Annotated in this window: 21 protein-coding genes; 12 read left to right on the plus strand and 9 right to left on the minus strand. The window is 64.7% G+C overall.

Going from position 1 to position 25,197, the window contains the following annotated elements; translation table 11 throughout:
- Positions 1-66: 66 nt before the first annotated feature.
- The 5 genes from AB0313_RS15440 (at position 67) to AB0313_RS15460 (ending at position 6,498) form a co-directional block, all read left to right on the plus strand.
- Positions 67-1,011, plus strand: coding sequence for an alpha/beta fold hydrolase (locus AB0313_RS15440; RefSeq protein WP_366306580.1), 945 nt, complete (start codon positions 67-69; stop codon positions 1,009-1,011).
- 177 nt (positions 1,012-1,188) lie between these two features.
- Entirely contained in the window at positions 1,189-1,455 is a 267-nt protein-coding gene (locus AB0313_RS15445) for a YciI family protein (protein WP_366306582.1), read from the plus strand.
- A 308-nt stretch (positions 1,456-1,763) separates the two neighbouring features.
- A complete protein-coding gene (locus AB0313_RS15450) occupies positions 1,764-2,645 on the plus strand; it encodes a TIM barrel protein (RefSeq protein WP_366306584.1) in 882 nt (293 codons plus the stop codon).
- Positions 2,645-3,778 (plus strand): Gfo/Idh/MocA family oxidoreductase, encoded by a 1,134-nt coding sequence (locus tag AB0313_RS15455; protein ID WP_366306586.1) that lies wholly within the window; start codon positions 2,645-2,647, stop codon positions 3,776-3,778. Before AB0313_RS15450 ends, AB0313_RS15455 begins: the two co-directional genes overlap by 1 nt.
- Positions 3,775-6,498: a hypothetical protein gene (locus AB0313_RS15460; protein ID WP_366306588.1), complete on the plus strand. Its 2,724-nt coding sequence runs from the start codon at positions 3,775-3,777 to the stop codon at positions 6,496-6,498. Before AB0313_RS15455 ends, AB0313_RS15460 begins: the two co-directional genes overlap by 4 nt.
- A 97-nt stretch (positions 6,499-6,595) precedes the next feature.
- On the opposite strand, the gene AB0313_RS15465 is transcribed toward AB0313_RS15460, so the two are convergent.
- The 5 genes from AB0313_RS15465 to AB0313_RS15485 all read right to left on the minus strand — a co-directional run bounded on the left by AB0313_RS15465 (position 6,596) and on the right by AB0313_RS15485 (position 12,104).
- A complete protein-coding gene (locus AB0313_RS15465; protein ID WP_366306590.1) occupies positions 6,596-7,804 on the minus strand; it encodes a CehA/McbA family metallohydrolase in 1,209 nt (402 codons plus the stop codon).
- A gap of 2 nt (positions 7,805-7,806) precedes the next feature.
- Positions 7,807-8,886 carry an ABC transporter ATP-binding protein gene (locus tag AB0313_RS15470; protein WP_366306592.1) on the minus strand — a complete coding sequence of 360 codons (1,080 nt, stop codon included), beginning with the start codon at positions 8,884-8,886 and terminating at the stop codon, positions 7,807-7,809.
- A complete protein-coding gene (locus AB0313_RS15475) occupies positions 8,886-9,755 on the minus strand; it encodes a carbohydrate ABC transporter permease (RefSeq protein WP_141945192.1) in 870 nt (289 codons plus the stop codon). The genes AB0313_RS15470 and AB0313_RS15475 overlap by 1 nt, the downstream gene beginning before the upstream one ends.
- Positions 9,752-10,588 (minus strand): sugar ABC transporter permease, encoded by an 837-nt coding sequence (locus AB0313_RS15480; RefSeq protein ID WP_222116106.1) that lies wholly within the window; start codon positions 10,586-10,588, stop codon positions 9,752-9,754. Before AB0313_RS15480 ends, AB0313_RS15475 begins: the two co-directional genes overlap by 4 nt.
- A gap of 103 nt (positions 10,589-10,691) precedes the next feature.
- Entirely contained in the window at positions 10,692-12,104 is a 1,413-nt protein-coding gene (locus AB0313_RS15485; RefSeq protein ID WP_366306595.1) for an extracellular solute-binding protein, read from the minus strand.
- 168 nt (positions 12,105-12,272) lie between these two features.
- Between AB0313_RS15485 and AB0313_RS15490 the strand changes: the two genes are divergently transcribed.
- Positions 12,273-13,472, plus strand: a complete 1,200-nt coding sequence (locus tag AB0313_RS15490; protein WP_366306597.1) for an ROK family transcriptional regulator — start codon at positions 12,273-12,275, stop codon at positions 13,470-13,472.
- 276 nt (positions 13,473-13,748) lie between these two features.
- Here the strand turns inward: AB0313_RS15490 and AB0313_RS15495 are convergent, their stop codons facing one another.
- From AB0313_RS15495 to AB0313_RS15505, 3 genes are all read right to left on the minus strand, one after another.
- Positions 13,749-14,384, minus strand: a complete 636-nt coding sequence (locus AB0313_RS15495; RefSeq protein WP_366306599.1) for a GntR family transcriptional regulator — start codon at positions 14,382-14,384, stop codon at positions 13,749-13,751.
- A 41-nt stretch (positions 14,385-14,425) separates the two neighbouring features.
- Complete coding sequence (tcuA, locus tag AB0313_RS15500) at positions 14,426-15,892, minus strand: FAD-dependent tricarballylate dehydrogenase TcuA (RefSeq protein ID WP_366306601.1); 1,467 nt, start codon at positions 15,890-15,892, stop codon at positions 14,426-14,428.
- Between the two features lie 116 nt (positions 15,893-16,008).
- Positions 16,009-16,677 carry a GntR family transcriptional regulator gene (locus tag AB0313_RS15505; RefSeq protein ID WP_366306603.1) on the minus strand — a complete coding sequence of 223 codons (669 nt, stop codon included), beginning with the start codon at positions 16,675-16,677 and terminating at the stop codon, positions 16,009-16,011.
- A gap of 318 nt (positions 16,678-16,995) precedes the next feature.
- Between AB0313_RS15505 and AB0313_RS15510 the strand changes: the two genes are divergently transcribed.
- From AB0313_RS15510 to AB0313_RS15530, 5 genes are all read left to right on the plus strand, one after another.
- Positions 16,996-18,087 carry a PrpF domain-containing protein gene (locus tag AB0313_RS15510; RefSeq protein WP_366306605.1) on the plus strand — a complete coding sequence of 364 codons (1,092 nt, stop codon included), beginning with the start codon at positions 16,996-16,998 and terminating at the stop codon, positions 18,085-18,087.
- Between the two features lie 40 nt (positions 18,088-18,127).
- Positions 18,128-19,225, plus strand: a complete 1,098-nt coding sequence (locus AB0313_RS15515) for an ABC transporter ATP-binding protein (RefSeq protein WP_141945177.1) — start codon at positions 18,128-18,130, stop codon at positions 19,223-19,225.
- On the plus strand, positions 19,222-21,003 hold the full coding sequence (locus AB0313_RS15520) for an iron ABC transporter permease (protein WP_366306607.1): 1,782 nt from the start codon (positions 19,222-19,224) through the stop codon (positions 21,001-21,003). Before AB0313_RS15515 ends, AB0313_RS15520 begins: the two co-directional genes overlap by 4 nt.
- 33 nt (positions 21,004-21,036) lie before the next feature.
- Positions 21,037-22,155 (plus strand): extracellular solute-binding protein, encoded by a 1,119-nt coding sequence (locus AB0313_RS15525; protein ID WP_141945173.1) that lies wholly within the window; start codon positions 21,037-21,039, stop codon positions 22,153-22,155.
- Positions 22,156-22,244: 89 nt separating this feature from the next.
- A complete protein-coding gene (locus AB0313_RS15530; RefSeq protein ID WP_366306609.1) occupies positions 22,245-22,955 on the plus strand; it encodes a serine hydrolase in 711 nt (236 codons plus the stop codon).
- A 40-nt stretch (positions 22,956-22,995) separates the two neighbouring features.
- Here AB0313_RS15530 and AB0313_RS15535 read toward each other — a convergent pair whose 3' ends face one another.
- Positions 22,996-23,901 (minus strand): LysR family transcriptional regulator, encoded by a 906-nt coding sequence (locus AB0313_RS15535; RefSeq protein ID WP_366306611.1) that lies wholly within the window; start codon positions 23,899-23,901, stop codon positions 22,996-22,998.
- 128 nt (positions 23,902-24,029) lie between these two features.
- Here AB0313_RS15535 and AB0313_RS15540 point away from each other — a divergent pair, with 128 nt between their 5' ends.
- Positions 24,030-25,169, plus strand: a complete 1,140-nt coding sequence (locus AB0313_RS15540; RefSeq protein WP_141945168.1) for a PrpF domain-containing protein — start codon at positions 24,030-24,032, stop codon at positions 25,167-25,169.
- Positions 25,170-25,197: the final 28 nt, after the last annotated feature.

Consider the following 25,197-nt stretch of genomic DNA (forward strand, 5'->3'; position numbering starts at 1 on the left):
CGGCATCAACCTGCACATGGTTAGGCTCGCCAAGAGCCAGCGACGGCGCCGGCACGGGAGGAATCTATGTCACTGCAGGAAATCGAGTTCACGTCCGCCAACGGCCGCGACACCATCCAGGCGTGGGTCTACGAACCCATCGGCCAGCCCAAAGCCATTGTGCAGCTGGTCCACGGGCTCGGCGAGCACTCCCGCCGCTACCTCCACCTCATCTCCACCCTGGTGGACGCGGGTTTCATCGTGGTGGCGGGCGACCACTCCGGGCACGGGCGCACGGCCATGCAGCAGGGCACCTGGGGCGATGCCGGCGAAGACTCCGCCAGCGTGGTGGTCACGGACGAGGTCACCCTCCAGGCCAAGGCCAAGGAGGCACTCCCCCAGCTTCCCTACGTGGTGTTCGGCCACAGCTGGGGTTCCATGATCGCCCGCGGCATGGCCGTGGACCCGCAAACGGAGCTGTCAGGTTTGATTCTCTGCGGCATCGCCGCCCAGATGCGCGGCATCGAAAAGATGATCGACCGTCCCGAACTGGCCCGGCTTGCCTCCAGCGAGCGCGGTGCAGAGCCCGCGCCCCAGGAACTGGTGGCCCAGCTGTTCGACGGTTTCCTGGGCCGCTTAGGCGAGGGCGCCGGCCCCACCGCCTGGGTCGCTCTGGACGCAGACGTGGTTTCGAACCACGGCAGGGACCCCTTCAACAACTTCGGCGCACCGCTCAGCGCCCGCTTCCTGCAGGGTTTCGTGGACCTCTACGACCAGGTCGCCTCCGACGACTGGTACAAGCAGCTCCCCGCGGAACTCCCCGTCCTGATCCTCGCCGGCGACCAGGACCCCGTGACCAACTACGGCGAAGGCGCCTACCACGTGGCCAACCGCCTGGCTGATTCGGGCCACGCGGACGTCCGCACCCGCGTCTTCCCCGGCGTCCGGCACGAGGTGCACAACGAACCCACAACCCGCGCCGAGACGGAGCGCGAGACGGTCGAGTTCATCCAGCGCGTCGCCCAGCGGTAGGACTCCCCCACTGCCAGCTGCAGGCTGACGGTCCCGGACCAAAGAGCCGGGCCAAAGCAGCCCCGCACTAAGGTACGACGGCGGCACTCACCGCGCCGCCGTCGTCGTCCCTTCCAACAAAACGGGGCCGGACGTGGGGCTCGGCGCCGTGGTACGTTCGCCGGCATGGAATGTGTAGTGCTGTACACCGTGCGGGAGGGCGTGGACCGCTCCCGGATCATGGAAACCTTCCCGCGCCACAAGGCCTATTACGAGGCGTTCCACGCCGACGGCGGCGGACTCGTGGCCCTCGGCGCCTTCCAGGACCCTGACCCGGCTGCCAGCTCCATGGGGATTTTTACTTCCCGGCAGGAAGCCGAACGGTTCGTCGCCGGCGACCCCTTCGTCACCGAAGGGCTGGCCGAGCCGCGGCTCCTGGAGTGGAACGCCGTGCGCTTCGGGTAGGAGAAACAACACCCGGTGCGTCGTTCTTGCCGGGCCGACGGTACCAGCGTGCAAAGGCGGGCCCGGCCGCCGGTATTTGGCAGTGTGGGCACCCGGAGCCGGCAGCAGTCACGCGGAAGTTTGTAGTCAACGGGAAAGTCCATAATCCTCTTACTCAACTAAATTGATTTAGTGGCAAGTGTGGGCTAGATTACTTCTATCCAGCCCTGGCCCCTCTGGCAGTTCGACCCACCGGCGCACAGGGCCCCTATGACTTTTCCCTTTGGCGTTGCGAGGAGATCCCCTTGATTGCAGTTGCGGGTGCGCCCGTGAGTTTTGGCGTCTTTGATTTAGGCGCAAGCGCCGGAGGCCGTTTGCCCGGGCCGGACGAAGTGTGCTCCGTTTTGGAAAGAAACGGGTACACGGGGATCGATTTGGGCCCTGTCGGCTTCCTCGGCCGTGGCCCCAGGCTCCGTAGCCGTCTGGAGGAGTACGGGTTATCCCTCGCCGGCGGCTGGATCGATCTTCCCTTTACCGACGCCGACGCTTTTACGGCGGCGCTCCCGTCGCTTTCGGTGGTACTTGACGTGTTTGACGAAGCCTCGACCGGGCAGCAGGTGCCGCCGCCGTTGCCGACGTTGGCAGACAGCGGCTCCGACCGCCGTCGGGCGAATCCGGGAGGAGGCGCCGACGTGGCCCTCGACGCCGAGGGCTGGACCACGCTGGCCCGGAACGTGGCCACCGCCGCACGGCTTGTAAGGGACCGCGGGTATGAACCCACCTTCCACCACCATGCCTGCACGTACGTGGAAACACCCAAAGAGATCGAGGAGTTCCTCGATCGCACTGATGTCGGCCTCACGCTGGATACCGGCCACCTCATCCTGGGCGGCGGGGATCCGGTTGTGAGCCTCGAACAGTGGAAAGAACGGGTCAACCACATCCACATCAAGGATGCCCGCATGGACGTGCTGCAGTCAGTTGTCAGGAACAAGGGCGACATGCGTGACGTCTGGGCCGGTCAGGCATTCGTGCCTTTAGGCGACGGCGACCTGGACGTCAATGGGTTCATGGATGGCCTCGCCGGGACCGGCTACGACGGCTGGCTGGTGGTAGAGCAGGACTCCATCCCCAGGCCGCAAGACCCCCCACAGCTCGCAGACCAGCACCATGCCATCAACCGTAACGTACTCAGAAAGTGGATCCCGTAATGACTTTGCTTCGAATCGGAGTTGTGGGACTTGGCGCCGTCGCCCAGTCCGTTCACCTGCCCCTGATCACAAGGCGATGGGATCTGTTCGACCTTGCAGCCGTGGCAGACCTCTCCCCCGCCCTGCTTGGCCGGGTTGGCGCCCAATACGGCGTTCCCGCTGAACACCAGTACCAAAACCTGGCCGACATGCTGGACGGTGAGGAGCTGGACGCCGTCGTGTTGTTGACCTCCGGATCCCACGGCCAGCCCGCGCTGCAATGCATTGAAGCGGGGGTGGCTGTGCTCTGCGAGAAGCCGCTGGCGTTCTCCCTGGGGGAGATCGAGCTGCTGCGCAAAGCGGAGCAGGGCCAGGGCAGGGCAATGCTCCTGCTCGGCTACATGAAGGAGTACGACCCCGCCGTCCTCACCCTGAAGGAGCGGCTGCCCGGCCGGAAAGACACGCGGTTCGTCAACGTGGAGGTGCTCCACCCCGCCGGATCCGCCCAGCTGGCCTTCGCCAACCTCCACCCAGGCGCCCGGGACGTCCCCGCAGACGTGCTCTCCGGGCTGATCGAAGCCGACGAACAAAAGCTCGATGCGGCCCTGGGCAAAGACAGTCCCCGCCTGCTGCAGCGGCTCTACTCCAACGTCATCCTCGGCAGCCTGATTCACGACATCGCGGTGGTCCGGGCCCTGGTGGGTCCGCTGCAGGCAATTGATGCTGTCCATTACTGGGCAGAACAGGATGACCCGGGGTCCATCGAAATAACTGCGACAGCCGCTGACGGGGTCCGCGTCCACTTCAACTGGCATTTCCTTGCCGACTACCCCGTGTACCGCGAAACCGTGACCGTCCACCACACCAGGGGCAGCGGAAAACTGGAATTCACCGTCCCCTATCTCCTCAACGCCCCCACCAAGCTGCAAATAACTGAGAGAGCCGGCGCCGGGGTGTCCGACTCCCTGTTCGAAGACGTGACGGAAGCATTCGAGCAGGAACTCGTCGCCTTCCACCGCATGGTGGACGGCGGGGAGCAACCCCCCACCGGGATCGCGGAAGGTGAGGCGGACGTACGGGTCGCCCAGCTGATCGCCGCAGCCTTGGCCAATTCCCTGCAGGTCTCCATTGGCGGAGAGGCGGCTTCGGCATGACCCCGGCGGAGGAAACCGGCATCGTCCTGGTGCCCCACACGCACTGGGACCGGGAGTGGTACGAACCCTTCCAGGTGTTTCGCTTCAAGCTGGTCCAGATGTTCGACACCGTCCTGAAAATGGCTGAGGAAGACGCCAGATTCCGGTTCACCCTTGATGGCCAGACGGCCGCAATCGAGGACTACCTGGAAATCCGGCCAGAAAACGAAGACAGGGTCCGTGCCATCGTGGCCAGTGGCCAGCTCGCGCTGGGTCCGTGGCAGATCCTGCTCGACGAATTCCTGTGCTCGGGCGAGACCATCATCCGCAACCTTCAAATGGGCATGGCAGGCGCCCAGCGGCTGGGCGGATACATGAACGTGGGCTATCTTCCCGACATGTTTGGCCACGTCGCCCAAATGCCGCAAATCCTGAGCCGGGCCGGCATTGCGCACGCCTGCCTCTGGCGCGGAGTGCCCGCCAAAGTTTCCGGGCATTCATTCCGGTGGGAAGCGCCGGACGGATCATCCGTGCGGGTGGAATACCTCTTCGACGGGTACGGCAGCGCCCTGGACCTCCTGGCGATCCCGGAACATATCCCGCACGCGTTGAGTGAATACAGGCAACAAACCGCCGATCGATACCGCGGGGACCCCATCCTGGGAATGGTCGGCACCGACCACATGCCGCCCGACCAGGCACTCATGCACCACGTGGACACGTACGATTCTCCCGCCTTCCCGATAAGGGTCGGCACCCTGGAAGAGTACGTAGCGGCCTTCGACCCCAAAGACGAACGACTCGAGGCAGTCCGCGGGGAACTTCGCTCCCACGCCCGGGGCAACATCCTTCCGGGCGTCTTCTCGATCCGCCGCAACCTCAAGATCGCCATGGCCACGGCTGAACGCATGGCCCTGGACGCCGAACGGCTGGCAGCGGCCCATCTGGGCGTCGACTTTGAACCATTTATCAGCATGTCCTGGCGGCGGATCATCGAGTCCACCGCGCATGACTCCGTGGTCGGCTCCGGCACCGACGAAACCGTGGATCAGGTAGAGGCCCGGCTTCACGAAGCAGCCCAGATTGCCCGCGCCGCACGCGACGAAGTGGCCCTCTCAGTGGCCGGAAGCATTCCCAGCGACGCGTTCGTCGCGCTCAACACGTTGCCCGCGGACCGCAACGTCGTGGTCGAGCTCGACGTGCCGGCCCCAGCAGAGGGACTGCCCGTGGCCGCCATGACCGGTAACGGAACAATGCTGCCGGTGCAGGAAACCGGGCACGCCCCCACCATGCTCGGTGATGAAACCATGGACGCCTCCGTCATGGTGGAGCGCATGATGAACCGGATCCACGGCCGCGAACTGTTCGGCCAGCTCATTGAGCAGTACCGGGTGGCCCCCTATTCCCTTGAGTTCGATGTGGCGGAAGTGCCGTCAACGCCGGTGTTCGACGTCGTCACGTTCAAGGCCGAATTGGCGGCAGCCGTCGAGGCGCACCCGGGCGACTGGAAGGTTCGGATCGTCGCCGAACCCAGGCGCCGGGTCTTGGTCGATGTCCCGGTCGCGGCCATGGGTATCACCCCCTTTAAGGTCTTCCAGGCAGAACGCCCCGAACCGGAGCACATCACGTGCGACGACGGCACCTTGAGCAACGGACTCATTTCAGCGGCCATCGGCGAGGATGGGGAAATCACCCTGACAGGGGTGGACGGCACCGTCCTGCACGGTATCGGCAGGCTTGTCGACGGCGGCGACTGCGGTGACAGCTACAACTACGGCCCTCCCGCTCTGGACAGCATCGTCACTGAGCCTTCCCGGGTGACCGTGGAGGTTGTCGAACGCGGACCCGTACGCGCAGTAGTCAAGGTGACCAGGCACTATTCCATGCCGCGTTCCCTTGACCGCGGCATGGGGAGCCGGGACAACGAAACCGTCGATGTTCCGGTCCACACGTTCGTGGAGTTGCGCCGCGGTGAACCGTTCATCCGTCTTCGCGTTCAGTTCACGAATGAGGCGGCCGACCACCGGCTGCGGATGCACATCCCGCTTCCGAATGCCGTGGAATCCTCAGTGTCGGAAGGGCAGTTCTGCATCACCACCCGCTCACTCACCGCCGAAGGGGGAGGCGGCGAATTTCCGCTTCCGACGTTTCCCGCCTACACCTTCGTGTCCGCGGGACCTGCCACCGTGCTCCTGCATGATGCCACCGAGTATGAGGTGGTGGACGGAAAGGAACTGGCGCTCACGCTGTTGCGCGCCGTGGGCTCGATCAGCGTCAACGTGCACCCGCTGCGGGACGAACCGGCTGCCTCAGAGATCCCCATCCCGGGCGCCGAGGAAGCAGGAACCCAGGTGGACGTCGAATTCGCGGTCATGGCCTCCGCCCAGGGTTACCGCAACGCCGACGCGGTCCGGTTCGCGGACCACTTCAACGCTCCAGGCCTGGCCGTACGCGGCCGGGGCACCCCAGGCGCCTTGGTGCCGGAACCTGCCGAAGGCCTGCGGCTCAGGGGAGAGGGCATCCGGCTGAGCAGCATGCGCCAGGTGGGCGACGACGTCGAAATCCGCGTTGTGCTGCTGGCCGGGCAGACCACCGGGGGTGTCGTTACCGGCCCCTTCAGCGGCGTGTCCACGGTTGACCTGACGGGCCGGACGTTGGAATCGGAACAGGTTGACGGTGAGTACAAATTCGAGCTTGATCCGTGGGAGATACGCACACTGCGCCTGACTCCCCGCAAGTAATCACGGCAACAAGATATGCCCCGCTCCACCTAAAGCGGGGCATATCTGTTTTGGCAGTGCATTGGGGACGTCCCGCGCCACGCACGCCGGGTGCTTCCTACGTGGTGAGGGCGAGGATTTGGCGGTCAGACGTTTCGAGCCGGTACGGTCCGGCGCCCAGGGTATTTATGGCCGCATAGGAGTCGCGGATGAGCTGGCGGCGGCCTTCGAAGTCCACCAGGATGGTCCCTTCCGCGTCGAGGGCAAGCAGTTCGCCGTCGACGCGGAGCAGCAGCGGCGCGTCGATCCCCATGCTGAGGGCCGTCGGGCCGGTCTTGAGCGCAGCCAGGAGTCCTTCTTCCGTAGGTTCCGCGGACTGCACCCATGTGGTGGGCAGCCCTGTGGGATGCCCGTCCTCCAGGCGGTGGAAGTCCCCGCCACCGAGGGGAATGACAGGCTCGCCCCAGGCGCTTAGCCAGGCCCAGATGCTGGTATCGCGCCGGTTGGGCAGCCAGGTTTCATGCATGATTTCGGCGTGGGACGGCTTCCGGGACAGTTGCCACTGCCAGGAACAATCGGCTGCCACCGGGTGGTTGATGGACAGGAATCCGCCTTCTCCTTCAACCTGGTCAAGCCAGGCGTCAGGGTGGCACCGGAAGTCGACCCAATCAATGCGGCCGTAGGCGTTTGCATGGCCGCGGACGGTGGTCACTTCCTGTCCGGGCAGAAGGGCGATGCCATACTCGTGGCCCACACCCTGCAGGTGCGGGTAGTGGCTGACCGTGTTGTGGTCCGTTACGGCCAGGAAGTCCAGCCCGTTCCGTGCGGCCTCTCCCGCCAATTGGCGGAGGGAGAGGCTGCCGTCGGAGTGGAGGCTGTGTGCATGGCAATCCCCGGCAAGCCACCGCATCCCTGCCGCGGCAGGAAGATTTCGACGGCGGCTGGCCGGGACAGTGCTGACGGGCGAGGGGGCGGAAGGCTCGGCTTCCACTCCCCCTGTTGCCGGAGTATTGATGGTCAACTCGACCGTGACACCCTCGGCCGGGATCTGGTGAAGGCCCAGCACCACTTTCCACACGCCGGCTTCAAGTTCACCTGAGCAGTATCCCGTGGACGCCGCGGTCCTGCTGATCACAAAGCGCTTTTTGGCTCCGCCGGACCAGCCCCGCCAACCGTCAGGACCCATACAGCCCAGATCAATGACGGCCCGGGACCTGTCATAGTCCAGGAGCACCTCCAAAGATTCGCAGCGTCCCAGCTCGAAGGGAACGTCGAAGTAGAGGTTCCCTGCCCGGTCTTCCGGGGTCAGCGTCCGGCTGATACGCACCGTCAGTCTCCGATCCGCAGACCTTCAGCATCGAACAGCAGCGTCCGCCGGGGCTCAAACGTGACCCATACGCGTGTGCCGATTCCCGGCTCGTGGTCCTCACTGACCACAACCTGGACCGGCTCCCCGCTGCCCGTCAGTTCCACCGTGATCAGCGCAGAAGCGCCCAGGTTCTCAGATACGGTGACCGTTCCTTCGAGGCCGCCGTGCACTGGGTCCAGGGATATGTCCAGGTATTCAGGCCGCGCACCCCAGGTGATTTCCTGGCCATCGCCCACCCTTCCCACGGCATCTGCCGGCAGGGCCACCTTCTGGTGTCCGATCACCACCCCGCCATCAGCGACATTGCCCTTGAGCAGGTTCATGGAGGTGGATCCAACGAAGGACGCAACAAATGTGTTGGCCGGCCGCTGGAACACCTCCCGCGGGGTTCCGAGCTGCTGCATCTTGCCAGACCGCATGATCGCGATCCTGTCGGCGAGGGCAAGGGCTTCGGCCTGGTCGTGAGTGACGAAGACGGTGGTCACGCCCAGATCCAGCTGGAGCTTTTTCAGGAAGGTGCGCGCTTCGAGCCGGAGCCGGGCGTCCAGGTTGGACAGGGGTTCGTCGAACAGGAAGACGTCCGGCCGGCTCGTCACCGCCCTGGCCAAGGCGACGCGCTGCTGCTGTCCGCCGGACAGCTGCCCCGGGCGGCGCTCGAGCAACCCCTGCAGGGACAGCTTGTCCCCCACTTCTTCAGCCCGGGAATGGCGCTCGGCCTTGGCGACCTTCTGGATCTTCAGCGGGTAGGCGATATTGTCCGAAATGGACATGTGCGGGAACAATGCGTAGTCCTGGAAAACCATGGCTACGCGGCGCTGGCCCGGTTCCATATTGGTGACCTCCCGGTCGCCGATTTTGATGCTGCCCGAGGTGGACTTCTCCAGGCCGGCGATGGTGCGCAGCAAGGTGGTCTTGCCGCAGCCGGAGGGGCCCAGCAGGGCGAAGAACTCGCCGTCGTGGATCGTTACGTCCATCTCGTCCACGCCGCGGACCCCACCGGGATACTCCTTGATCAGGGAGCGGGTCGTAATGCTGGCCATTAGCTTTTGATACCTCCATGGAAGCGGAACCCGTAGCGCCTGTTAACGAAGAAATACATAGCGACGACAGGGATTGAGAAGAGCAGTGAGAAAGCGGAAATCAGGGCGAGGTTGGGTTGGCCGCCTTCGGTGTAGAAGGTGTACATCACCACCGCCGCGGGCGACTTGGACGGGGACCTCAGCAGGATGTACGGAACCAGGAAGTTGCCCCAGACCTGGACAACAGCCCACACGGCGATGGTGGCGAGCCCGGGCCGGGCCAGCGGGATGACAACGTCCCACAGGATCCGCAGGGGCTTGGCACCGTAAAGGCGCGCCGACTCCTCGTAGGACTTGGGGGTAGAGTCCATGAAGTCTTTGAGGATGAAGATCACCGTGGGGAGGATTCCGCCGCTGAGGACAAGAATCACGCCGAACTGCGAGTCGATGAGCCCCAGCTTCACCATCAGCAGGAAGGTGGGCACCATGGCGGCCGTGCCGGTAATGATCGAGGAGAGCAGCAGCAGCGTATAGAGGAGCAGGTCCCGTCCGGGGATCTTCACCCTTGACAATGAATACGAGGCCAGCGACCCGAGGACCAGCACCACCACCATCGACCCCAGTGCCAGGATCAGGGAATTGCCCAGGGAGGCGATGGCCGTGGGATTGTCCAGCAGAACCTTAAAATTGTTGAAGGTGAACTCCGGCAGCTTGACGTTCAGGCCGGGGTGGGCGTCAAAGGGTGCGAACACCAGCCACAGCACGGGGATGACAAAGAATGCCAGGACCAGGGCGGTGAAGACACTTTTGCCCATCAGCCCAAGGAAGTGCCGGAGCATCTGCCGGCTCTCCGGCCGGGTGGTGCTCGTGGAACCCTGCACGGCGGTCATGACTTTCTCTCCTTGAGCAGTCGCAGGTAGACGGTGGCAATGACCAGGTTGATGATGATCATGATCAGCGAGATCGCCGAGCCTTGCCCCAGCGCTCCGTCATTCAGCGCCAACCGGTAAATGAAGATCGGCAGGATGTTGGAGCGGTCATCGGGGCCGCCGGCCGTCAGCAGGTAGGGGGTGAACGTGTTGAACGTCCAGAGCGTGATGAGCAGCGTGTTGGTCAGGACGTGTCCGCGGATGTGGGGGAACACGACGTCGCGGAACTGTGCCCACGCGCCGGCACCGACCATGCGTGCGCTCTCAAGCTGTGACGGCGGTACCGAGGCGAGGGCGGAGCTGAACAGGAGCATCGAAAAGGCTGTGCCCACCCACGTGTTGAACACGATGATGCTCTGCAGCGGGTAATCCAGCAGCCACGCGGTGTTGCCCGTGGAGAGCATCGCGTTCAGCGTTCCGTTGCTTCGATCCAGCATCGCGTACCAAAGGAAGGTGGTCACCGAGCTGGGAATGATCCAGGCGAGCAGCACGAAGAATTCGACGACGGCCCGCACCGATTTCCTGACCCTGGTCATGGTCCAGGCAATGGCGAAACCCAGTGCGGACTGTCCGATGACGGCGGAACCGAAGACAAATAGGAGGGTCAACCCGAGAGAGTTGAAGAACCTGTCATCGGAGAGCGCATTGATGTAGTTGTCCACTCCGACGAACTGTGGGTTCTTGGCCGCAGAGCCGCTCAGGCGGTAATTCGTCAGGCCAAGATAGAGCGTCCACAGCGCCGGGAAGACGAGGAACAGGGAGATCAGCAGAAGGGCCGGGGCAAGAAATGCCATGGCCCTCGCCTTGCCAAGGCCGGCTACGTCACCATCGTCCACTACTGCCCGGGAGGGCCCGGTGCCCGCTGCAGGAGCGGGCACCGGGGCCTCCACTGGTGGCTTACTTGAAGGTTTTGTCGTTACCACCGACGATTCCCTCCAACGCCTTTTGATACGCACTGCCGGCATCCTGGGGCGACTTGCCCGCGGCCACCTGGCCGGTCGCGTCCTGCAGGGCTGCCGAGACCTGGGTGTAGTCCGCAAGGCCGGGACGGTACGCCGTCACCGGCAGGACCTCCGTGGAGATGTAGTTCAGCAGCGGGTCAGCCTTGAGGATTTCTCCGTTGACGTCGTCGCGGGCCGAGATCTGCGGAGTTGATCCGATGCGTGCCTTGATCGCGTCCGCCGAGGACATGAACTGAAGCAGTTCCCAGGCCTGCTGGGGGTACTTCGTTTTGGGGTTGATGACTTCGCCGGAACCGCCGGACATGCTGACAAAGTCTGCGCCGTTAGGACCCTTACCGCCCGCCTGGGCCGGAATTTTCGCCCATCCCACGGAGCTGTCCCGGTCGGCCATGGGAGAAACACCCTTCGAGGGGTTGATTACCGAACGCCACAGGTAGTCACTCTCAATCAGGATGCCCAGCTTGTTCTGCGAGAATTCCTGGAAGGACTTGTCCCGGCCCTTGGCGTCCTGCTGAAGCAGCGGGTCGCCAAGCTTTTCGGAACCGTAAACAGTCGAGTAGAAGCCCAGTACATCCTGGACGCCCTGGCTGTTGCCCTGCCACTTGCCGTCCTTGTTGATTGGCTGGCCGGTGCCCTGGAGCAACGGCAGGAATCCCTGCATCGTCGCGGCCTCTCCCATTGCCTTGCCCGCATTGATCTGCAGCGGGGTTACGTCAGGAAGTTTCTTGAGCTTGCGTGCGGCATCCAGGATGTCGTCCCAGCTCTTGGGTTGCCAGTCGGCCGGCAGACCGGCCTGGCTGAACAGCTTCTTGTTGAAGTAGATGACACGGCCATCCGTTCCGTCCGGAACGCCGTATTGCTTGCCCTCATAGGTGGTGAGCTGTTGAACCGCTGGCTTGATCTGCTTCCAGCCGTCCCAGGCCTGGACCTTGTCCTTGCCGACAATGTCCTCGAGAGGGCTGATGTATCCCGCGTCTGCGAACTCGCCCAGCCAGATGCCGTCGATCGACGTGATGTCCGCGCCTTGGCCCGTGGAAAGGTCAAGGGAGACTTTGGTCTTGTACGCCTGGTCATCCACGCCGTTGGGTTGGAAATTAACCTTGGCCGTGACGCCTTTCGCCTTTTGCGCCTCCACGAATTTGGGGATGACGTAGTTGGTGATCCAGTCAGCGCCGGCAGCGTTCTTTCCGCCGGAGACGGCGTTGGCCGTGATGGTCAGCGTCACCTCCTTGGCGTCCGCATTCTGGTCAGTTGCCTGGGATGGTGCAGATGAGCTGCCGCACGCGCTCAGGGCAACGGTGCCCGCGAGCAGACCTGCTGCAGCCGCGAAAAATCTCTTCCGAGTCATATCAGGGGTTCCCTTTGGGAGACAGAGCTCCGCCTCTGCGAAGCTACTTATTGGAGCGTCCGAACTATCTGACAGCCTGTGACACAGGCCACTATAGTCTAGGATTGAGCTTAGTCAAATAAATTGAGTTAGGGGTTTTGGATGCCGCGCGGATCGAATTTGGAGCGAGTGAGCGCCTTCAACCAGGCTGTTGTCCTGGACCTGATCCGCCGTTCGGAAGCCGGAATGAGCCGGGTTGAACTCATCGGCGCCACGGGCCTCTCGACGCAGACCGTGTCAAACATCGCCCGCCGGCTGCTGGACCTGGGACTGATCGTGGAGAGCGGAAAAGTCCACGTGCCCCAGGGGAAGCCGCGAACCACCCTCACCATCGATCCCAAGAGCAGATACGCCGTCGGCGCCCACCTTGATCCCTCCGTGCTCACCTTTGTGCTGCTGGATCTGGCAGGAACAGTAGTGCACCGCAAACACCTCCCCGTCGAGGCAGTTGCCGGACCGGAGGAGACTGTGGACAAAATTGCTACCGCCATCGAAGAGTTGATCAGCGAGACTGATACTCCCAGGGAGCGCGTTCTGGGAGTGGGAATCGCCGCACCGGGACCTATCGAATTCGACCAGGGTGCGGTTGTTGGTCCGCCGATGCTTACCGGCTGGAAGCGGGTGGAACTGCGGGAATCTCTGGGGAAAGCCACGGGCTACCCGGTATTCCTGGACAAGGATTCAGCCGCGGCAGCACACGCGGAACTTTGGGTGCGGGACAACAGGTCAGACGAGAATTTTGCCTTCGTTTACCTGGGCAGCGGCGTCGGCGCGGCAGTGGTCATGAATGGCGAAGTCGTGCGCGGATCGTCGAACAACGTGGGTGAGATCGGGCATTTTTCCACTGGCGACGGCGGCCGGGTATGCGGTTGCGGGCGCACAGGCTGCCTTGGTGTATCCGTCATGCCGGTCCAATTGGTCAATGACAGTGTCAACCGGGGAATCCTGCAAGGGCCCCTCGACACTGCGGATTTGCGCCAGGTCACTGACCACTTCCACAAACTTGCATCGCTGGCCGATGCCGGCGACGAAAAGGCGGGGGCACTCCTCCATGAGGCAGCCGGCCGGCTCGCCCGCGCCGTGGAGGACATCGCCAACCTGCTCGACGTCGACGGCATTGTCTTCGGCGGACCCTCCTGGCCGCCCATCGGGGATCGTTACCTGGAGGTACTTCACGCCGCCCTGGCCAACCGCCTGGCAATGGGGATGATCCACGAAGTCGAGCTTCTGGGATCGGCCCTCGGTGAGGACATCACCGCGGTAGGCGCTGCCTGCATCGTGCTGGATCACGCACTCTCCCCCCGGTCCGGAGGCCTGATGCTGGAGTAGACCGCAGTGCTTCGCCCAGACCGAACACGTCGTCTGACTTGGGCGTCGTGCGCCGTCGCATGCTCGGGACGCGCCGCCGTCGCCCCTTCCAGTAAAGCCGGCCCGCGCACCAGGCGTCGAAAAAAGCGAGGCGGGGCAGGCCCATTGGAGCCTGCCCCGCCTCTTTGCACCGGCTGATGCCCTGCGCCCGACTTTCGGGTTTCCTGTTGCGATGGAGTATGCAGGAACAGCAGCCGGCGGGCTTGTGAAGGAACGCTTCCGGGCCGTCGAGGCAGCCTAAAGCGTCCTGGGATCCTCGGCGTACATCTTCAGCCTGATATCCAAGGCGTCGGACATGTGGCGTGCGGCGATCTCGCCTGCACGGGCGGAGTCACCGTCCCCGATGGCGGCCAGCAGTTCGGCGTAGTCCGCCAGCACCACCGGCCACCGTCCCGGATAGGTCAGGGTAGTGAGCGTGTACCGGCGGACTTGCTGGTCCAGGCGTTCCAGCAGTCCGATCAGCGACGGGCTGTGGGTGGCACGCCACAGCTGCGCGTGGAAGGCGCGGTTTGTCTCCGCGAGCGAGCGGCCGTCGCTGGGGTCCAGTTGCTGCATCTGGGTCAGCAGCCCCGTGAGGAGCTGGCGGTCCAGCGCGGTCGCCTTGACGGCGGCCTTGGCGGCGGCGGCCTGCTCCAGGATGATCCTCGACTCGTAGATGTCGATGATTTCCTCGGCTGAATGCGTGCGGACAACCACCGCCTTGCCGCGCCTCTCGACCAGACCGTCCTGTTCCAGCCGCTGGAGTGCTTCCCGCACCGGTGTCCGGGAGGCCCCGTACCGCTCGGTGAGCTTGGCCTCCGTGAGCGGTTCGTCAGGAGCAAAGACGCTCGCGAGAACGTCTTCGCGGAGCCGCTGATGGATGGGACTGGCCACTTTTTCCTCTTTTCCGTTGCTGGCCGGGAGTGCTGTGTTGCCTAGGCGATGGACCCGGCCCGGCGTCCGAAGACGGCGCCTGCCGCAAGCCCGGATCCGCCGGGGTAGTTTCCGCTGAACAGGCCGCCCAGCGCTTCCCCGCAGGCGAAGAGCCCTTCGAGCGGCTCGGCGTCTTCGGTGAGCACGCGGCCCCACGTATCCGTCTTCAGGCCGCCGAAGGTGAAGGTGATGCCGCAGGTGACGGGGAACGCGTAGAACGGGCCGGTGGCGATGCTGCGGGCCCAGTTGCTCTTGGGCGGCTGGGTGTCGGCGCGGCGTCCGTCCTTGACGTTTGGGTCAAACGGCGCGTCCTCAGTGATCGAGTTGTTGAAGCTCTGCACCGTGTCCTCGAGGCCCTCGGGACTGATGCCGGCTTTCTGCGCCAGCTCGGCCAGAGTCGGCGCGGAGACCACCGAAACCCCCGGCATGTCGTACTCCTCAGTCCGCAGCATGGGGCGGGCGGAGGCGTCAAAGATCTGGAAGGCGGCCGATCCCGGCTGGGCAAGAATGTCCCGGCCGTACCTCGCGTACGTGTAGTTGCGGTAGTCGGCGCCCTCGTCCACAAACCGCTTGCCCTCGCTGTTCACCACGATGCCCAGCGGGTAACCGCCGCGGGTGAGCTGGTTGGTGAGCTCAAGGTTGCCCTCGTTCTCCGGGTGCCAGGCGTCCCAGGCGACGCTGTGGCAGGTGGACCAGTCCCCGCCTTTGGCCGCACCGGCGTCCAGGGCGGCGAGGATCATCTCGCCCGTGTTGCCGGGCGTGCCGCGTACTTTTGCGTTCTGCCAGCCCTCGCCCAGGTGTTGGCGCCGCAGGGCAGGTGAAGCCTCAAAGCCTCCCGAAGCGAGGATGACCGACTCCGCGCGGAGCTCACCTTCTCCGGTTGACGTGCGGTAACGGACTCCGCGCACGCGGCCGTCCTCCAGGATGAGCCCTGTCGCGGCGCAGTCATAGATGACCTCCACGCCCATCCGTTCAGCGGCTGCCCGGTGATCGGCCATGAGTCCCTTGCCGCCGCCCACGTTGCCCACGTGCAGTCCGCCCCAGAACAGGTAGCCGCCGTCCCGGGTCTGGTATGCCTGGCGCTCATACATCAGCCGGTACTTGAGTCCCATGCCCTGAAGCCAGCGCAGGGTCGGGTTGCTTTCGCTGACCAGGACCGCGGACAGTTCGGGATCGTTCCGGCCTTCAGAGACCTTGGACAGATCGGCAAGGTATTCGGCAGCGGTGTAGGCGGGGACTTCGCTGACGGCGTGCCGGCGGTCAGGCTCCACGAATTCGATGAGCTCCTGAAGCCCGTTATGGGAAATGCGGGTGGCGCCGGCGGTGTAGAAGCTGTTGCCGCCGGAACGGGCCTCCTGCGCCTTTTCCAGCAGGACAACCTTGCGTCCGCGCTCAGCGCCCGCAAGCGCTGCGGCAAATCCCGCGTTGCCGCCTCCGACAACCAGGACGTCGCTTTCGATCATCATCATTTCTCCTCAGCTCCATCGCTGTACACGATTGTATACATAGGTATGCCATTGCATGCAATGGACATGCTGAAGCACGGTGGAGAAGGGAGGGCCGCCGAGGGCGCTGAAGCGCTGGGTTACGGGGAGCGCGGGTGGCTGATTTCCTGCGCGTCGATGTACATCTGGATCCGGATGTTCTTCGCCTCGTCCATGTGGGCGCTGGCGATCCGGCCGGCTTCCTCGGCGTTCCGCCCGCGGATGGCAACCAGCAGCTCCTCATGCTCCTTCAGCACCCTGTCCCAGCGCTCCCGCGTGGAAAGCGTGGTGCCTGGGTAGCGGATGAAATGCACCAGGATCCGGTCCAGCAGGTCAAGGAGCGCCGCACTGTGGCTGGCAGCCCAGATGCGCTCGTGGAAGGTGCGGTTGGCAGCGGCCAGTTCAGCCGGCGTCGCAGCATCAAAATCGAGGGTGACCATCGCCTGGTGCGCACGGTCAATCAGCATCAGGTCCATGTCCGTATGCCGGAGAGCCGCGGTCTTTGCGGCCGCCTCCTCCAGGAAGGTGCGCACCTCGTAGAGGTCCAGCATCTCCTCCGGCCGGTACTCCCGCACCTGCATGCGCGAACCGTAGCGCTCCACGAGCCCCTCCGTTTCGAGGCGCCGCAACGCTTCGCGGATTGGAGTCCGGGAGACGTTGTACTTCTTGGCCAGGGCACTCTCAACGAGCTGGGCGCGGGGAGGCAGCTCCTGCGAGATGATGGCGTTCCTGATCATCAGGTAGGGGCTTGTCTCGGGTTGCGACGCCACGGGCGGCCTCCGGTCTTCATGGAACAAGCAGCAGGGCGCACCGGCGCCATACCTTTAGCCGCAATTCTAACGCACTGCATACCGTTTCCACCGGCTGTGAACACTGAATTCAGCAGACACCCGCTGCGCGTGGCGCAGCTGCACCCAGTCGGATCCAACTTGTATTCATTCGTTTCAGACTGTTGCTTAAGCACTTCAAACGGTATACCGTTTGTGACCAACGCCATACAGAACATGATTTACGGATTCCCGGGCTGTGCGGCTCTGAACATTTATCCACCGGTTGCATACGGCTCCTCGGTGCTTTCAGGAGAACCAATGACGCTTCTATTCAGGGAAGAGCCGCAGGCAGGCAGCCTCCCAGTCACCGCAGTCCCGGCAACCCTGGTCCGCGGAGGGACCAGCAAGTGCTGGATTTTCCGTGACGAGGACCTTCCCGCCGACCCCCAGGAAACGGAACGGCTCCTGATCCGCACGTTCGGCTCACCGGACCTTCGCCAAATCGACGGAGTAGGCGGCGCTTCCTCAACAACCAGCAAGGCGATCACCGTGGCCGGCACCGGCCCGGACGGAACGGTGCACTACCGGTTCGCCCAGGTTGCCATTGATAAGCCGGCGGTCGAATGGGCCAGCAACTGCGGAAACTGCGCCACCGCCCTTGGCCTTTACGCTCTCCACGCCGGGCTTGTCACCCCCACCGGTGACGTCACCCGGGTCCCCATCCTGAACACGGTGACCGGGCTGCGCCTCATTTGCGAGATCCCGACGCCGGGGTCCCAGGTTCCGGCGTACGGCGGCCGGCGCCTCGATGGCCAGCACTACCCCGGCGTCCCCATCGACGTCGTCTTCCAGAAAACCTCGTGGTCCAGCTACGGTGCACAGTTCCCCACCGGCAACGCGGTTGATGACATCGACGTTGACGGCCGGCAGTACCAGGCCACATTGATCGATGCCGGCGCGCCGGCTGCGCTCTTCGACGCAGCGGCCCTGGGACTGGAGGCGACCGGCAGCGAAGAAGCATTGGAGGCGCTGGTCCGGATTGCTCCGCAACTGCGCGCCGCGGCGGCCCGCAAGATGAACCTTCCGCAGAACCTCAGCTCCATTCCCAAGGTGGGCATCGTGGGGCCCCCGCCCGAAGGAACAACCGGAGTCTCGGCCCGGATGATCTCGATGAGCGCGCTGCACCCCGCCATCGGACTCACCAGCGCCGTCGCCGTCGCCGCCGCTTCCGGGACTGCGGGCAGCGTGGTGCAGCGCAGCATGGTTCCCGCGGCGGAGGACGGACTCTTTATCCACTTACTGAAGGGCAAGACCGCACTGGCGCTGGATGCAGCCGACCCCGCTGAGGTCTCCTTCCAACGCTCGGCCCGCGTCATCAGCGAAAGCACCATCCTGGTGCCAAGTGACTGAAGAAACCCCTAACGGAAAAACCCAGCCCAAGGAATCAGCCATGAAGATCAGCATTCAAAACCTGCAGCTGAAGTACGGAAGCTTCACTGCCATTGAAAACCTCAACCTCGACATCGAGGACGGCGAAGCCCTCGTCCTCCTGGGCCAATCGGGATGCGGCAAAACCAGCACCATGCGCTGCATCGCCGGCCTGGAGGAACCCACCTCAGGGCGGATCATCATCGACGACGTCGTGGTCTTCGACTCCGAAAAGGGCATCAACCTGCCCCCGAACAAGCGCAACGTGGGCATGGTCTTCCAGTCCTACGCCGTGTGGCCCCACATGACCGTGGCCCAGAACGTGGCCTACTCGCTCAAGCAGAAGAAGCTTCCCAAGAGCGAGATCGATGAGCGCGTCATGGAAGCCCTCACACTGGTGGGCCTGGAGCCCTATGCGGACCGCGGCGCCAGCCTGCTCAGCGGCGGCCAGATGCAGCGCGTCGCCCTGGCGCGCAGCCTGGTGATGCGGCCCAGCGTGCTCATGCTCGACGAACCCCTTTCCAACCTTGACGCCCGCCTGCGGGACCGACTCCGGGTGGAGCTGCGTGAAATCCAGCTCCAGCTCGGACTCACCTGCGTGTACGTCACCCACGACCAGCACGAAGCCTTCGCGCTGGCAGACCGCATCGCGCTGCTCCAGGGCGGCCGCATTGTGCAGATGGGTGCGCCCCAGCACATGTACGAAGCGCCCGCGAGCGCCTCGATCGCGCACTTCCTGGGCGTCTCCAACATCATGGACTGCACCACCGAGGGCACCGCATCCGGGTCCACCACCGCCCGCATCGCCAACAGCGGGCTCACGGTTCAGGCGGCACAGGAAATCAAGGATGCCGGCACCTCCCCCAAGGTCTGTATCCGCGCCGAGGACCTGCAGATCACGGCCGCGCCCACGGAACACCCCAACTCGTGGCCGGGAACTGTACGGGTGGCGGGATTCCAGGGGAACGACATCCGGTACGCGATCCAGTTGGAATCCGGGCCCGAGCTTGACGCCCTGGGCGGGCTGAGGCGCGGAGAGCAGCACAAGGTGGGCGACCGGGTCTGGGTGACCGTCAACCCCCGCGAAGTCCAGATCCTGCCCGCCGAGGTCCTCGCATGAGCCTCAAGACCGTAGCGACCAGCCGGGCCGAGGCCCGCCCCGCACCAAAGCCCGCGCCCCGGGACTACCGCTCTGCCCGGACCATCGCGGGCCTACGGAAGAACACGCCGGGCCTGATCGTCCTGGCCGTCCTCGGCATCCTGATCGTCCTCCCGCTCGCCCTGGTCCTGCTGGCCGCCTTCTCGGACAGCGTTCCCCGGCCGGGCAGCATTTCCCTGGGCGGACTCACGTTGTCCAACCTGGCTCTGCTGGCCACCCCGGAAGCACTCGGGGCGTTGGTCGACTCCCTCATGGTGGGAGCCGGCTCGGCCGTCATCGCCCTGCTCATCGGGGCGTTCCTTGCCTTCGTCTGCGCACGCTCCGACGCGCCCTGGCGGAAGTTCATCTTCTTCATCGGCATGGCACCGATGTTCATCCCCGCACTGGTGGGCGCCCTGGCCTGGTCCCTGCTGTGCTCGCCCAGCGCCGGCTACATCAACATCTTCCTCCGCGACCTGGGCATTGATGCAGCCATCAACATCTACAGCCTTCCGGGCCTGGTCTTCGTCCTGGGCATCTTCTACGCCCCGTACGCCTTCCTACTGCTGCACAGCTCACTGTCGATGATGAACGCAGACCTCGAAGAGGCTGCAACGGTCCACGGTGCCCCGCTCCGCACCATGCTGCGGACCGTCACCCTGCCCCTGGCCCTGCCGGCCATCCTGGGCTCCGCCGTCCTGGTCTTCGCACTGACGATGGAAAACTTCCCCGTGGCCCAGGTCATCGGCAACCCCGCCGGGGTGGACACGCTGCCCACCTACATTTACCGCCTCATGAGCGCGACACCGGCCAGGAGCAACCAGGCCGCCAGCGTCGCCGTCATCCTGACCGTTGCGCTGATGGCCGTGACCCTCATCCAGCAGCGCATCATCAACAAGCGCAAATTCACCACCATGACCGGCAAGGGCAACCGTCCCCGCCAGGTACCGCTGCGCAGGATGCGATGGCCCTTCACCATCATCGCGCTGGCCTACTTCGCAGTCTCGGTGGTCCTGCCCATGCTCGCCCTGCTCGCCGCTTCCATGCAGGCCACCCCGTTCGTGTCCTCCATGTCGCAGCTGCTCGAGGCGAATTCGCTCAGCTTTGCCAAGCTGATCGAAGTCCTCGGATCCAACGATTTCCAGCTCGCGCTCAAGAACAGCGTGCTGGTGGCCCTGATCGCGGCATTCGCCGGCACCACCCTCAGCTTCATCGCCTCCTACATCCGCTACCGCACCAAGTCCAAGGTGGGCCGCCTGATCGAACTGGTCGCGATGACCCCCCTTGCCGTCCCTGCGATCGTCATGGGCATCGGGCTGCTCTGGACCTGGCTGCTGCTGCCGCTGCCCATCTACGGGACGCTGGCCATCCTCGCCGTCGCCTGTGTTGCGGTGTTCATGCCCCAGGGCTACCGCGGTGTATCCGCGTCCATGCTCCAGATGGACCAGGACCTCGAGGACAGTGCCGTCATGCTGGGCGCCGGGAGGACAAGGTCCGTCCTGGACGTCACGCTGCCCCTGATGCGCGTGGGCATCATGTCCTCGTTCCTGCTGTTCCTCATGCTCTCCATGCGTGAGCTCAGCGCCTCCATCTTCCTCTTCACCTCCAACACCCGGATCCTGTCCATCCTCGTGTTCGACAACTTTGACAACGGCCAAAGCCAGGCAGCTGCGGCCGTCAGCGTCCTGTACTGCCTCGTCATCGGAATCCTCGCCGTCATCGCCCAAAAAGTCGGCGGCGAACGCAAGACCAAGCACTGAACCTCACACCCACCTTTGAAAGGGACACCCACAATGAAGTTAGCGTCCAAGCTCCCCGCCCTCACCGCCGCCGGAGTGCTCCTGGCCCTCAGCCTGACTGGCTGTGGAAGCGCTGCCCAGAGTGCCGGCGTCGTCACGGCCAGTGCCGCCGTGAAGACTGATGACGGGCTGGTCATCAACGGCGAATCCATCGCTGACAAGGCCACCTACGAAAAGGCCAAGACCCAGACGCTGTCCCTCTACTCCGGATACACCGATTCCTCTGAGAGCGCCCTGGTGGACGCCTTCACCAAGGACACCGGCATCAAGGTCAACGTCGTCCGCCTCACCCCCAACAAGCTCTCCGAACGCGTGCTCTCCGAGCAGGGCGCGGGCAAGCTCAGCGCCGACGTGATCCGCACCTCCGACTACCGGATCGCCAAGTCCATGGAGGACGCCAAAGTCTGGAAGGCCTACGACGTCCCCGGCGCCTCGGCCCTCAAGGACGTTTCCGTGGACGGTGGCCAGTTCACCCGCATGTTCAACTCGGTGTACACCCTGGGCTACAACACCCAGTTGGTGAAGGAAGCCGATGCCCCCAAGTCGTGGGCAGACGCGGTGGGCGGCAAGTGGCAGGGCAAGATCGGCATCGTGCAGGGCGGCTCGGGCGGCAGCACCGCCGCCCTGAACAGGTTCATGGAAACCAAGATGGGCGGCGACTACTTCGCCAAGTACGCCGCGCAGAAGCCCAAGATTTACGACTCCCTGGGCGCTGAGGCCACCGCCCTGGCCCGCGGTGAGGTGGCCGTGGGCACGGTGACCATCAGCGGTACCAACATCTCGGCCGTGCAGGACAAGGCGCCCGTCAAGTTCATCGTCCCGGAGGAAGGACTGGTCTCCTACGACTACTACCTGGGCATGACGGGCACGGCCGTGAACGTGGAAGCCGCGAAGGTCTTCATGAACTACAACCTTTCCAAGCAGGGCCAGCAGGTCTTCTCGCAGATCGGTGAATACCCGGTCCGCACCGACGTGGCACCGCCCACCATCATGGGCGTGACCCTCCCCGCCGTCGATTCCGGCAAGGTTTACCGGATGCAGAACAGCGACGCCACCACGTACGGCAAGGACGACCTGGCCAAGTGGAACCAGGTCTTCGGCTACACCAAGTAAGCCCGTCATCCCGTGCCTGGGGGCCCGGCCTCCGCCGGGTTCCCAGGCACGGTTTTTTCATCCACTCAACAGGAGCCCCGTGACCGCCCGTGCACTTGCGTTGCCCCGGAATACCTCGTCCCTGCTGGTCCTCCGGGACGGGCAGCGACGAGCATGCGTTTCCCGCGCGGGGCACCAAGGCGCCGGGGCAGTATTTCCTCTACAACAACTGGGATTTCAACGCCGCAGGCGCCATCTTCGCGAAGATCAGCGGGCTGTCCGTCTTCGACGCGTTCGGGAAATACCTGGCCGGTCCGCTGGGGTTTGAAGACTACGACCCCGCACGCCAGCTGATGCTCGGCGACGCCGGAAAGTCCGCCTTTCCGGCCTACCACCTCTTCCTCTCCGCACGGGACCTGGCAAAAATTGGGCTGCTGATGGCTGCTGAAGGGCAATGGGAGGGCGGTCAGCTCGTACCCCGGGAGTGGATCAGGGAAAGCGTGGCCACCCACGTCAGGCGGGCAGACATGGCACCGGGTACCGGTTTTGGCAACTGCGGCTACGGCTACCTCTGGTGGCTGCCGCGGGAGGAGAACCCACTGTGGGAGGGAGCCTTCCTGGCAGCGGGGAACTACGGCCAGTTCCTGCTGGTGCTCCCGGCCATCGGCAGCGTCATAGTGCACCGGCGCTTCGTCAGCGACAGCTTCGCCATCGCCCGGAACACGCGTCCGGCAGCTTCGACGGCGTCCCCGGCTCCGGTGACCCACGCCGAGTTCATGGACCTGGCACGTGCGCTGGTTGCCGGCCCGCTGGCCCGGTAGGCGCCAGGAAAGACGGTGCACGACGCCGGCCCCTCCTTTGTCAGGAAGCCGCGCCCTTGGCGATGGAACGGAACACCTTGGTCGCCTGCTGCGCGGCGGGGCTGAGCCTGCGGTTCGCCAGGTGGGCAAGGAGGATGCGCCGCTTCGGGGACCCGGCGAGCGGGACCGCCACGACGTCGGGGCGCAGGGCCGTCAGCGCCAGCCTGGGTGCCAGTGCGATCCCGATGCCTGCCGCCACCATGCCCTGTGTCTCCTGGTAATCGTTGGCCGCGAAGGCGATCCGCGGCTCGAACCCGGCATCGCGGCATACCCGGCTGAGGACGTCGGCCACGGGGTGCTCGTCGCGCACCACCCATTCCTGGTCGCTCAATGCGCCGATGCGGACCGAGCCCAGCTTCGCAATGGGGTGCTCCCGCGGCACCAGCAGCACTGTTGGATCGTTCGTCAGCCTGACCAGGGCGAGGTCAGGGTCCTCGATTTGCTGCCAGGGGTAGTCCCACAGCAGCGTCAGTTCGATCTCGCGCCGCCGCAGCCGTTCCAACAGGCCGTCCCTGCGGGCGCTGACAACCGTCACTGCCACCTCAGGGTGGCGGGCGCGGAACGCCAGCACAACGTCCGGCATCAGGGAGGCCCCGCCGGTGGGAAATGTTCCCAGCCGGAGCTGGCCCCGCCGAAGGCCCGCGAACTCCCCCATTTCCGCCCGGGCGGCTTCTACAGTCCTGTCGATGTCGTCGGCGTAGTGCAGCAGGGCGCGCCCCGCCTCGGTCAGGACCACGCCGCGGGGATGGCGCTCGATGAGGACTACACCCATCTCCTGCTCGAGTTTCGCGATCTGCTGCGAGACCGCCGAGGTGGTGAAGGAAAGTGCGGCAGCAGCGGAGGTCAGGGAGCCGGAACGGCCCACCTCGCGAAGCACATGGAGCCGGTGGAGATCGAGGATTGCCATGCACTGAGTTTAGCAAAACTAGATAGTTGTCCATTTATTTGCGATTGTGCTGAAGGCAACAATCCCGGATCGTAGAAGTACAAGGTGCTGTGAAGTAGAGCACCTGCAAGTTACGAGGGAGAAATACAGTGGGACTCAAAGGACATTGGTACCGGGGCGGCACCAGCAAGTGCTGGCTCTTCGATGCCAGGGACGTGGCCCTCCACGCCCCCACCCGCGAGGAAATCCCCGCACTGCTGTCCGCCGCCTTCGGCGCAGCGGACGCGCGGCAGCTGGACGGCGTCGGCGGCGGAACGTCCACCACGTCAAAGGCTGCAGTCATCTGGGCAACGCCGGGTGCCGAGGCAGACCTTGACTACCTCTTCGCCCAGGTGGGGATCGGTGACCCTACCGTTGAACTCGGCTCCAACTGCGGCAACTGCGCCACCGCCATTGCCCTGTTCGCAGTTCAGACAGGCATCGTTGAAGCCCAGGACGGCATGACGAAGGTCCGCATGCGCCACGTCACCTCCGGCGCAGTGCTCAGCGGAACGGTTCCCACCCCCGGCCGGCACATTCCCAAGTCCGGCCTGGCCAGGGTTCCGGGCAGCAGCGCGGCCGGCGTTCCCGTCAGCCTCTCGTTCCATGGCCCCTGGGGCCAGAACACGGGTGCACTCCTGCCCACCGGCAACGCGGTGGACCAGCTCGAGGTGAACGGCGCCACGCTCAGCGCCACGATGGTGGACGCAGGCGCCCCCGCCGTACTGCTCGCAGCCGACGAGGCCGGCGTCGATCTTTCCTCAATGACGGACACCCTCAACGGCCAGCTGCCCGCCCTCATTGCGGCACGGGCATCAGCGGGCCTCATCATGGGCCTGCGGAAGCCTGAGGATCCGCCCCAGAACGCTGTTCCGAAAGTGGGTGTTGTGGCGCCCGCCGGTGACTACACGGCAGCAGACGGAACAACCATCACCGCCGACAGCCATGACGTCCGGGTGCGGATGCTGTCAATGCTCGCGCCCCACCCGGCCATCGGCCTGACATCAGCCGTGGCGGTTTCCCTGGCAGCCTCGCTCCAGTCGTCCGTCGTGGCAAGCGCGGCAGGCCAGGCACCCACCAGCCCCGGTAGCCCCCGCGTGCTGCGGATAGGAACGCCGGCCGGCGTCATCACCGCCGAAATCATCTCCGATGACGCCGGCACCGCCAGCGAAGTGGCTCTCCACCGGGCAGCCCGCCACATCGCTACCGCAGATATCGATGTGGCCGCGGCCGCTGAGCTGTCCGCCTAACCACCCTCTCTTTGCCCCATCATTAATG

The sequence above is a fragment of the Pseudarthrobacter sp. NPDC080039 genome, assembly GCF_040702335.1.
Taxonomy (GTDB): Bacteria; Actinomycetota; Actinomycetes; order Actinomycetales; family Micrococcaceae; genus Arthrobacter; species Arthrobacter enclensis_A.

What these genes read in the sequence shown, in the direction of transcription:
- AB0313_RS15440 (WP_366306580.1), top strand. Translation starts at nt 67, where the DNA reads ATGTCACTGCAGGAAATCGAGTTCACGTCCGCCAACGGCCGCGACACC.
- AB0313_RS15455 (WP_366306586.1), top strand. Translation starts at nt 2,645, where the DNA reads ATGACTTTGCTTCGAATCGGAGTTGTGGGACTTGGCGCCGTCGCCCAG.
- AB0313_RS15460 (WP_366306588.1), top strand. Translation starts at nt 3,775, where the DNA reads ATGACCCCGGCGGAGGAAACCGGCATCGTCCTGGTGCCCCACACGCAC.
- AB0313_RS15470 (WP_366306592.1), bottom strand. Translation starts at nt 8,886, where the DNA reads ATGGCCAGCATTACGACCCGCTCCCTGATCAAGGAGTATCCCGGTGGG.
- AB0313_RS15475 (WP_141945192.1), bottom strand. Translation starts at nt 9,755, where the DNA reads ATGACCGCCGTGCAGGGTTCCACGAGCACCACCCGGCCGGAGAGCCGG.
- AB0313_RS15480 (WP_222116106.1), bottom strand. Translation starts at nt 10,588, where the DNA reads ATGGCATTTCTTGCCCCGGCCCTTCTGCTGATCTCCCTGTTCCTCGTC.
- AB0313_RS15485 (WP_366306595.1), bottom strand. Translation starts at nt 12,104, where the DNA reads ATGACTCGGAAGAGATTTTTCGCGGCTGCAGCAGGTCTGCTCGCGGGC.
- tcuA (WP_366306601.1), bottom strand. Translation starts at nt 15,892, where the DNA reads ATGATGATGATCGAAAGCGACGTCCTGGTTGTCGGAGGCGGCAACGCG.
- AB0313_RS15510 (WP_366306605.1), top strand. Translation starts at nt 16,996, where the DNA reads ATGACGCTTCTATTCAGGGAAGAGCCGCAGGCAGGCAGCCTCCCAGTC.
- AB0313_RS15515 (WP_141945177.1), top strand. Translation starts at nt 18,128, where the DNA reads ATGAAGATCAGCATTCAAAACCTGCAGCTGAAGTACGGAAGCTTCACT.
- AB0313_RS15520 (WP_366306607.1), top strand. Translation starts at nt 19,222, where the DNA reads ATGAGCCTCAAGACCGTAGCGACCAGCCGGGCCGAGGCCCGCCCCGCA.
- AB0313_RS15525 (WP_141945173.1), top strand. Translation starts at nt 21,037, where the DNA reads ATGAAGTTAGCGTCCAAGCTCCCCGCCCTCACCGCCGCCGGAGTGCTC.
- AB0313_RS15535 (WP_366306611.1), bottom strand. Translation starts at nt 23,901, where the DNA reads ATGGCAATCCTCGATCTCCACCGGCTCCATGTGCTTCGCGAGGTGGGC.